The sequence below is a fragment of the Nocardia sp. 852002-51101_SCH5132738 genome (assembly GCF_001665695.1).
In the GTDB taxonomy this organism is placed as follows: Bacteria; Actinomycetota; Actinomycetes; order Mycobacteriales; family Mycobacteriaceae; genus Nocardia; species Nocardia nova.
Map to the genome: position 1 here is coordinate 114,848 of NZ_LZML01000018.1, position 9,133 is coordinate 123,980.

7 protein-coding genes are annotated in these 9,133 nt (G+C 69.2%); 4 read left to right on the top strand and 3 right to left on the bottom strand.

Features of this window, described 5'->3' with window-relative positions:
- Nucleotides 1–105: 105 nt before the first annotated feature.
- Nucleotides 106–768, top strand: coding sequence for a hypothetical protein (locus tag A5789_RS02300; protein WP_064905315.1), 663 nt, complete (start codon nucleotides 106–108; stop codon nucleotides 766–768).
- A 17-nt stretch (nucleotides 769–785) separates the two neighbouring features.
- On the opposite strand, the gene A5789_RS02305 is transcribed toward A5789_RS02300, so the two are convergent.
- The 3 genes from A5789_RS02305 to A5789_RS02315 form a co-directional block, all read right to left on the bottom strand.
- Nucleotides 786–2,120: a phosphoribosyltransferase family protein gene (locus tag A5789_RS02305; protein WP_063018773.1), complete on the bottom strand. Its 1,335-nt coding sequence runs from the start codon at nucleotides 2,118–2,120 to the stop codon at nucleotides 786–788.
- A 338-nt stretch (nucleotides 2,121–2,458) separates the two neighbouring features.
- On the bottom strand, nucleotides 2,459–3,295 hold the full coding sequence (locus A5789_RS02310) for a hypothetical protein (RefSeq protein WP_227462649.1): 837 nt from the start codon (nucleotides 3,293–3,295) through the stop codon (nucleotides 2,459–2,461).
- Between the two features lie 93 nt (nucleotides 3,296–3,388).
- On the bottom strand, nucleotides 3,389–4,453 hold the full coding sequence (locus tag A5789_RS02315; protein WP_063018777.1) for a sodium:calcium antiporter: 1,065 nt from the start codon (nucleotides 4,451–4,453) through the stop codon (nucleotides 3,389–3,391).
- A 307-nt stretch (nucleotides 4,454–4,760) separates the two neighbouring features.
- Here A5789_RS02315 and A5789_RS02320 point away from each other — a divergent pair, with 307 nt between their 5' ends.
- From A5789_RS02320 to A5789_RS02330, 3 genes are read left to right on the top strand one after another with little or no spacing between them, the layout of a single operon-like run.
- On the top strand, nucleotides 4,761–6,785 hold the full coding sequence (locus tag A5789_RS02320; protein ID WP_064905430.1) for a CocE/NonD family hydrolase: 2,025 nt from the start codon (nucleotides 4,761–4,763) through the stop codon (nucleotides 6,783–6,785).
- On the top strand, nucleotides 6,778–7,770 hold the full coding sequence (locus A5789_RS02325) for an alpha/beta hydrolase fold domain-containing protein (RefSeq protein WP_064905428.1): 993 nt from the start codon (nucleotides 6,778–6,780) through the stop codon (nucleotides 7,768–7,770). Before A5789_RS02320 ends, A5789_RS02325 begins: the two co-directional genes overlap by 8 nt.
- A 7-nt stretch (nucleotides 7,771–7,777) precedes the next feature.
- Nucleotides 7,778–9,055 (top strand): acetyl-CoA carboxylase biotin carboxylase subunit family protein, encoded by a 1,278-nt coding sequence (locus A5789_RS02330; RefSeq protein ID WP_227462650.1) that lies wholly within the window; start codon nucleotides 7,778–7,780, stop codon nucleotides 9,053–9,055.
- The last annotated feature ends 78 nt before the right edge of the window (nucleotides 9,056–9,133 follow it).

A 9,133-nucleotide genomic window follows, 5' to 3' on the forward strand; every position in this document is an offset into this window, starting at 1 on the left:
GGAAATGCCGGAAACCGGAGACCATCAAGGCCTTTCGAATCTGCCGGGCGGCCGGGGCCGCCATACAGGATCGAATCACGGACTTCGACCAGTGAGGCGGCCACCATGACGATCGAGCAACCGCTACTGCGCCCGCTCTCCCGACCCGCGGCGCTGTGGCGCCGGTGGGTGGCGGCCGTGACGGTCGGGGAATTCCTCGGCTTTCTCGCCCCGGCGACCGCCGCCGCGGCGACCGCGCATGCCGGTGCCGGTGTCACGGCCGCCGCGATGCTGACCGCCGGTGCGGTGGAGGGGGCGGTCCTGGGCGCGTTCCAGTCCTCCGTGCTGCGATCCGCGCTGCCGCACTGGCGCACGGCGCCCTGGATCGGGGTCACGGCGGCGGCCGCGGTGGTGGCGTGGACGCTGGGGATGATGCCGATGCTCTTCGGTGAACAGGTCGCAGGGTGGCCGCTGTGGGTGCAGATTCCGGCGGTGGTGGCCGCGGGCCTGGTCGTGGTGTTCTCCCTGGGTGTCGCTCAATGGACGGTGCTGCGCCACTACTGCGCGCGAGCGGCATTGTGGCCCTGGGGCAACGCCATCGGCTGGATCGCCGGGTTGTGCGTGTTCACCGCGGTGACCACCCCGTGGTGGCAGCCCGGGCAGTCGGCGGCGCAGATCGCCGCGATCGGGGCAGTGGGCGGGCTCGCCATGGCGGCCGCCGTCGCGGTGGTCACCGGGGTCTTTCTGGTCCGCACCATCGGGGAGGGCGAGGGTCGCACGCGAGGGTGAGGACGCGGCTCACCCGGTCATGGTCGCGCGCGGGCCGTGGATTCGCGGAAATGGGTGCAAAACCAGTCGCGGGCCAGTTCGGCCACCGCTTCCAGCGTGCCGGGCTCGGCGAACAGATGGGTGGCGCCGGGCACGATCTCGACGCGTGTCTCGCACGTCATCGCTCGCTGGGCGAACCGGTTCAATTCGATTACCGTCGGGTCGTTTCCACCCACGATCAACAGGGTCGGCGCTCGCACGGCGGTCAGATAGAGGTCGGCGAGGTCGGGCCGGCCGCCGCGGGAGACGACGGCGGCGATGCCCAGTTCCGGCGCGGCGGCCGCCCGCAGCGCGGCGGCGGCCCCGGTGCTGGCGCCGAAGTACCCGATCGGAAGGTCATCGGCGTAGTGCAGCCCGGTGAGCCACCGCGTGACACCCGCCAGCCGATTCGCCAGCAGGCCGATATCGAAGACATTGGCGCGGTCGAGCTCTTCGGCGGGGGTGAGCAGATCGAACAGCAACGTTCCGAGTCCGGCCCGCTGCAGGACGGTGGCGACGAATCGGTTGCGCGGACTGTGCCGGCTGCTGCCGCTGCCGTGCGCGAAGATGACGACGCCCGTCGCGGCTTCCGGGACCGTCAGGTGGCCGCTCAGTTCGGCCTTCCCGACGGTGATGGTGACCTCGTCGTCGACCAGCGGCGGATCGTCGGAATCGGCCACATCGGGTCGTTCGCGGGCGGCGACCGCCGCCCGGGCGAGCAGATCGACGACTTCGGCGTCGCTCGTCTGACCGAAGTGCCGGTACCACTGGCCGACCGCGTCGAAGAGCAGCGGCGTTTCCAGGCAGACGATGTCGTCTGCTTCCGGCCGCAGCGACGCCAATGCCTCGCGCGGGGCGACCGGAGTCGCGAGGACGATGCGGGCGGCGCCGCGGGCACGGGCCACGCGGCAGGCGGCGCGGGCGGTGGCCCCCGTCGCGATGCCGTCGTCGACGAGCACCACGGTCCGGCCACGCAGCGGCGGTCCGTCGCGCCCCTGCCGGTACATGTCGACGCGACGCGCAAGTTCCGCGCGTTCGTGCTTCTCCACCGCATCGATGTCGTCCTCGGACAGCCCGGTGCGGCGCACGACCAGGGTGTTGATTACCCGGGTGTCGTCCTCGCCGATCGCGCCGAAGGCGAGTTCGGGCTGATAGGGGACGCCCAGCTTGCGGATCACCAGCACGTCCAGCGGCGCGCGCAGTGCCCGCGCCACCTGGAAGGCGACGGGCACTCCGCCGCGCGGCAGGCCCAGCACGACGACATCGGTATCACGCAGGGCCATCAGGTGCGTCGCGAGCTTGCTGCCCGCCTCGACGCGATCACGAAACACCATCGAATGCCTCCTGCCGGGTTCTTGCGAAGCCCGCGGGCAGCGCCGCATGCCGGCTCGGCACGGCCCACGCCCTGGCGCTACGGCGACCACCGGACCTCGGCGCGGAGTCCGAGGAGGTCCTCACCGATCTCACCGACCGGGTCGCCGACGTGCTCATCGGGTCTCATACGGCAACTATCCGCGTTCGCTCGCTCCGCCGAATCGTGCCGAAGGCTCCGATGCGTGGGACGTTGGTCAATTTTCTCGCCGGAGCCCTCCCTCGCGCTGCCGAGGGGCCGGCGCCGCCGCGGCGCGGGAATGTCACCGGTTCGTCGGTGGCGCGGCAGGCATCGGGAAGCTCAGGGGCGGGGCAGCGTCCCGATCGGGGTGCGATCGGGCATTGCGGTGTGCGCCGCTCGGGCCAGCGGCCGCAGCAACTCGGCGAGGCGTCCGGTCGCCGCGGACCCGATCTCCCGCCACGGCCGCGCGGCCAAATCGTCGGTGCGCCTTTCGATCTCGTCGAATTCGGCGCGACCGGCCAGGGTGGGCCGTCCGTCCGCGTCGAGCCAGCCGCGGTCGGTCAGGCCCGCGATCGCGCGATCCCACTGCTCGTCGTCCCACCCGCGAGCCGGTTGCAGGATGTCGCGTCCGGAATCGGTGGCGGCGCGCCAGGCCAGACTCTGACATCCGGTCAGTCCGGCGGTGGTCAGCGCGGCGACATGGCCGTCACCTCGGTGCTCGCGCAGCACCGTGCAGGCGTGCCACAGGACCGACAGCGGGTCGCCGGGCCAGGTCAGGTCGGCATTGGCGGCGGCGAGGGGTTTGCCTTCGAGTTCGACCGCTGCCGCGGCCCGCCGGGCCAGTTCGGCCGCCTCGGCGTACTCCTCGTCGGTTCCGCCGAGCCGGATCAGCGCGGCGCGGGCGCCGGCGGAGCGGGCCGCGAGCACTCGCTGCGGCGTCGCCAGCTCCCACACGCCCGGCAGCGCGCGAGCCACCATGGCGGGGGAGAAGCCGAAGAAGGCCGCCGTCACCACGCCGGGACCGACCGGCCCGAACGGCGCCGATCGACCGCCGAAATAACCGCGCCAGAAGCCGCGCAGACCCGCCTGCTCGAATTCGGCCCGGCATTCCGGGGCGAAATAGGTCACCGCGTGGATCGGCTCGAACACCGCCCACATCTCGCGTGCTGAAATCACCCGCACCCCTTGTCTGTTCGCATCCTCCGGCAAGTGGATCACCTCGATCCTAGGTACCTCCGGAATCCCGCCACCCCGCCACCGCCATCGTGGTCAGGTCGGGATGAGGGCGAGCCCGACCACGCCGAGGACGTACACGACGAGCACGGTCAGCGAATCCGGTCCCATCCGCAACCATTGGCGGCGGGGACGGAACACCAGGCCGGTCATGTAGACGAGGGTGAGCACGCCGCCGAGGGCGGTGAGGTAGATATCGGTGTTGTGGGCTCGAGGAAGCACCGACGACCCCGAGAGCAACGTCGCGAGCAGAAACAGCACCGGGAGGAACGCGTTTCCGCCGAAGATGTCGCTGACGGCGAGTTTGTAATCACCCATGCGCGTGGAGGTCAGTCCGGTCGACAGTTCGGGCAGTGAGGTGGCCGCGGCCAGCACCGTGGCGCCGAACACGACTCCCGACATTCCCCAGCGGCCGAACAGTTCCTCACCGCTGCGCTCGATGCACACGCCCGCGGCCAGGGTGACCACGGCGGCCCCGGCGAAGATCAGCGCCGTCCGGCCGGTGCCGACCCCGCGACGCGTGGCGTGGTCCTCCTTGGTGGCCGTGGAGTGCCCGGCCGGACGGTCCTGGCCGCCGGGCGCGTCGCCGGCCTCGTGCCACGGCAGGCTGCGTCCCGCCCGGCGCAGCAGCAGCAATCCGATGGCCCACAGCACCGCGATGAGCACGACTCCCGGCGTCATCCGCCAGGCGATGACGTCGGACGGCATCTGGGTGGACATCACGACGAGCAGCAGCAACGCCACGACCAGCGCGCCTTCCAGCAGCAGTGTCAGCGAGGCGGCCAGATAGGTCAGCGGCGCGCGCGGGCGGACACCGGCGGCGTCGAGCGCGACGAGGACGACGGTCTGCAGCGCGATCCCGCCGAGAATATTGCCGACTGCCACGTCGAGCTGATGCGCGAGCGCCGCACTGGCGGTGATCGCGATCTCGGGCAGATTGGTGGCGACGGCCAGTAGCAGGACCCCGCCGAGCGCCTCACCGAGGTGCCAGCGCTGCGACAGCACATCCGTGGTGTCGGAGAGTTTCACGCCGGCCACCCAGATGGCCGCGGCGCAGGCCAGGAAGATCAGCAACAGCAACGGCGAAGACAGTGCGCTCATGATGGCGCAGTCATAGCCGCGGTCCCCAGGATTCAAACTGGGCACATCCGCCCCACGGGCCACGACTCGGCGAGCGATGTAGCCCAGCTCACACCGTCGGCGCGCAGCGGCCGTCAGCGTGTCCGATTCGCAGCGAAACATGCTGTACGAGAAGTGGTTTCGTGGTGAATCGCACCACCGGGTGCGCTGCCGGTGTAGCGCGGCCGTGAGCGGGTAGCCGCCGGAAAGTGCCTAATCGACGGGGGCGGTGGCGGGCGGCGAGACGCGGTGCCCGCAACCGGCCGCCGATGTGGATCAAGGAGGGCTGATGCGGACGGTGACGTCCATGCCGCAGCAGATCACCGTGGACGAACAGGTGTGGATTCCGATGCCGGACGGGGTGCGGCTGGCCGCCAAGGTGTGGCGGCCGGTCGCCTCCGACGACGCCCCGGTGCCCGGCATCCTCGAATACATCCCGTATCGCAAGCGGGATCTGAGCGCGGTGCGGGATTCGATTCACCACCCGTATCTCGCCGGCCACGGCTACGGCTGTGTCCGCGTCGACCTGCGCGGCACCGGCGAGTCGGAGGGAGTGCTCGCCGACGAATACCTGGAACGAGAGCATCTCGACGCCGAAGCGGTGCTCGCCTGGATGGCGGCGCAGCCGTGGTGCAACGGCCGGCTCGGAATGATGGGCATCTCCTGGGGCGGCTTCAATGCGCTGCAGGTGGCGGCCCGCAAACCCGCGGGGCTCGAGGCGATCGTGATCTCCTCGTTCACCGACGATCGCTATTCCGACGACATGCACTACATGGGCGGCGCCCTGTTGTCGGACAACATCGCCGAATCGGCGACGATGTTCGCCTACAGCACGCTGCCGCCCGATCCCGCGCTGGTCGGCGAGCGATGGCGGGAGATGTGGCTGGAACGGCTGGAGAACTGCAGCCTCTGGGCCGCGAACTGGCTCGAGCACCAGCGCCGCGACGACTACTGGCGGCGGGCGTCGGTCTGCGAGAACTACGCCGACGTCCAGATTCCGGTGCTGGCCTCCAGCGGCTGGGCCGACGGCTATTCCAACGCCGTCGCACGGCTGCTCGAGAACCTGGAAGTTCCGCGCAAGGGCCTCATCGGCCCGTGGTCGCACAAATATCCACATCTCGGCGAACCCGGCCCCGCGATCGGCTACCTGCAGGAGGTGGTGCGCTGGTGGGACCATTGGCTCCGCGATATCGACAACGGCGTGATGGACGGGCCGATGCTGCGCACGTGGATGCAGGAGAGCGTGCCGCCGTCCACGTCCTACGAACAGCGGCCTGGCCGCTGGGTCGGTGAGCCGGCGTGGCCCTCACCGCACGTGCGGGCCGTGGCGCACCCGCTGGCACGCACTCGGATCGCGCGCCCGGACGAGCCGGTGGCCCCGGCGGCGCTCGCGGTCGAGTCGCCGCTGTCGGTGGGACAGTTCGCCGGGAAGTGGGCGTCCTACAGCGCTCCGCCGGATCTGCCCTACGACCAGCGCGAAGAGGACGGCGGCTCGCTGGTGTTCGACACCGACGCGCTGACCGAACGCTGCGAGATCCTGGGCGCGCCGACCGTGACGCTGGAAGTGTCGGCCGACAAACCGGTGGCGATGGTCGCGGCCAGGCTCTCGGATGTCGCCCCGGACGGCCGCGCGACCCGGGTCACCTACGGCCTGCTCAACCTGACCCACCGCGACGGGCACGACGAACCGGAGCCGCTGGAACCGGGTCGGCGCTACCGCGTCACTGTCCAGTTCAACGCCGTGGCCCAGGCCTTCCCGCCGGGTCACCGGATCCGGTTGTCGCTGTCGACGTCGTACTGGCCGCTGGCGTGGCCGCCGCCGGAACCGGCCCTGGTCACCGTGTACACCGAAGGCAGCGCGCTGACGCTGCCGATCCGCCCGGTCGCCGAATCCGACGATGTCGCGGTGCGCCCGTTCGAGGAGCCGGAAGGCGCCGAGCCGATGCGCACGACGCAGATCAGCCCTGGCGAGCAGAAATGGACGGTCTCGCGCGACCTGATCGAATACCGGTCCGCGCTCGACATCGTCAAGGACGCCGGTCTCGTCCGCTTCGACGAGCACGATCTCGACGTCGACCGCCGCGTCCACGAACGCTACAGCTGGAAGGCGGACGAATTCTGTTCCGCCACAGCGGAAACGTCGTGGTCGATGAGTTTCGCCCGCGGCGACTGGCGGGCCCGCACCGAGACCCGGACCCGCGTCACCTGTACCTCGACCGAATTCCTCGTCCACGCCGAACTCGACGGATTCGAGGGTGAACAGCGAATGTTCTCGCGGAACTGGAAGAGGGTGATCCCCCGTGACCATGTTTGACCTGGAGCCGGTAGCCCCGGTGAACCACGCGAAACCGAGTCTGCGCAGCCGGATGCTGATCGCCGGCATGCGAATGACCCACGCGGACAAGACCTTTGCCGACGCGCACGCGCTACGGGAGAGCATCCGCAAGAGCCAGCGGCCCGACCGCGACCGCCCGCCGGCCGAATTGCACACCCATTACTGGGTGACGCGCCGCACCATGCAGGGCCGGCCGGTCTACACCATCCGGCCACTCGAGGGCGGCACCTCGCGCCACGTCCTCTACCTGCACGGTGGCGCCTACGTGCACCAGATCCAGCACGACCACTGGAAGTTCCTGGCGCGACTGGTCGACCGGACCGGATGCAGCGTCACCGTGCCGCTCTACCCGCTCGCGCCCGCACACCACGGCGACGACACGGTGGCCATGGTGCGCGCCGTGCACGACGAGGTTTTCGCGCACACGGCCTCGGAGAACAAGGTGTTCATGGGTGATTCCGCCGGCGCCGCGCTGGCGCTGGTGCTGGCGCGCGAGCTCGGCGCGACGGAGGCGGTCCCGCCCAAGGAGGTCGTGATGATCTCACCGTGGCTCGACGTGACCATGACCGATCCCATGGCCCGGGCTCTCGAGCCGTGCGACCCCTACCTCGGCGTCGCGGGACTGGCCGAGGCCGGTCGCCTGTACGCGGGTGACCTCGACCGGTGCGATCCGATGATCAGCCCGCTGAACGCACCCGCCGCGACGCCCGGGCGCCTCAACCTGTTCGTCGGCACCCGCGACATCCTGTTGGCCGATGCCCGGCGCTTCCGGGCGCGGTGCGTGCGTGAGGGTGTCGAACTCGCCTACTTCGAATATCCGGGAATGTTCCACGCGTGGCATCTCTCGGATGTTCCCGAGGCGCGGCACGCGATGCGCCGGCTGGTGCGGATCGTGCAACGCCCGGCGCCCCGGCCGGATGCCGGGGAATCGATGCACGCGCCCGTGGAAAACATTTCGAAATGAGGAATTCGTGAGCACTGCCGACATCTTCGTAATCGGTCTCGACGACGGAAATCTGCGCACCCTCGAGCAGATTCCGGATGCGCAGCGGTTCCGGTTCCACCCACTGCTCGGAATCGAGGAAACGCAGGAGGGCGAGATTCCGATCGAGGACCTGTTGTACAAAGCGCACGAAACACTGAAGGGCTTCGACGGCGATATCGCGGCTGTCGTCGGTTACTGGGATTTCCCGGTGACCGCCCTGGTTCCGATGTTGTGTGAACAGTTCGGACTGCCCAGCGCCGATCTCGAGGCAGTGGTCAAATGCGAGCACAAGTACTGGAGCCGGATCGAGCAGAGCAAGGTGATCGACGAGATCCCGAAGTTCGGAATCGTCGATCTCGACGGTGAGGCCCGGCTGCCCGAGGGGATGAACTATCCGGTGTGGCTCAAGCCCGTCAAGTCCTTCTCCTCGGAACTGGCGTTCCACGTCCACGACGATCGCGAGTTCGAGGCGGCGGTCGAACAGATCCGCGAGGGCGTCGGCCGTGTCGGCAAACCGTTCGAATTCGTACTCGACCGGATCGAACTTCCGCCGGAGATCGCCGCGATCGGCGGCCAGGCCTGCCTGGCCGAGGAAACGCTCACCGGAGTGCAGGCCGCGACCGAGGGATACGTCTATCGCGGGCAGGTCACCGTCAACGGCGCCCTGGATTCGATCAACTATCCGGATACGCCCTGCTTCCTGCGGCATCAATATCCGTCCCAGTTGCCGCCCGAGATCGTGGCGCGGATGACCGAGATCTCCGAGCGCGTCATAGCGCAGATGGGCCTGGACAATTCGACCTTCAGCATCGAATTCTTCTGCGAGCCGGAGACGGGACGGGTCTCGGTCCTGGAGATCAACGCCCGCCATTCGCAATCGCACGCCGACATGTTCTATGCCGTGGACGGCGTGCCGAATCACCACTGCATGGTGCGACTGGGCCTCGGCCTCGATCCGCGGCTGCCGAAGGGCCAGGGCCGCTACGACATCGCCGCCAAGTGCTACCACCGCCGCTTCTCCGACGCGATCGTGACCAGAATTCCCACGGCGGCCGAGATCGAGCGGATCCAGGACGACATTCCCGGCGTCACCATCGAAGTGGTTCCCAGCGAGGGAACCCGGCTGTCGGATATGCCGGCGCAGGACAGCTACAGCTACGAACTGGCGGATCTCTTCATCGGCGCCGACAGCGAAGCGGATCTGATCGCCAAATACGAACGCTGTGTCGAGGCCCTGCACTTCGAATTCGACGAGGAGGGCTAGGTGTAGGAGGCCTGGACGTTGGTGACGCCCGCGTGGAGTCGCCTGGCTGGTGGCTGGTTTCCGGCGGCCGAATGCGGT

Bases quoted from the DNA above. Each gene is read 5' to 3' on its own strand.
- A5789_RS02320 (WP_064905430.1), top strand. From the start codon at position 4,761: ATGCGGACGGTGACGTCCATGCCGCAGCAGATCACCGTGGACGAACAG.
- A5789_RS02325 (WP_064905428.1), top strand. From the start codon at position 6,778: ATGTTTGACCTGGAGCCGGTAGCCCCGGTGAACCACGCGAAACCGAGT.
- A5789_RS02305 (WP_063018773.1), bottom strand. From the start codon at position 2,120: ATGGTGTTTCGTGATCGCGTCGAGGCGGGCAGCAAGCTCGCGACGCAC.
- A5789_RS02300 (WP_064905315.1), top strand. From the start codon at position 106: ATGACGATCGAGCAACCGCTACTGCGCCCGCTCTCCCGACCCGCGGCG.
- A5789_RS02315 (WP_063018777.1), bottom strand. From the start codon at position 4,453: ATGAGCGCACTGTCTTCGCCGTTGCTGTTGCTGATCTTCCTGGCCTGC.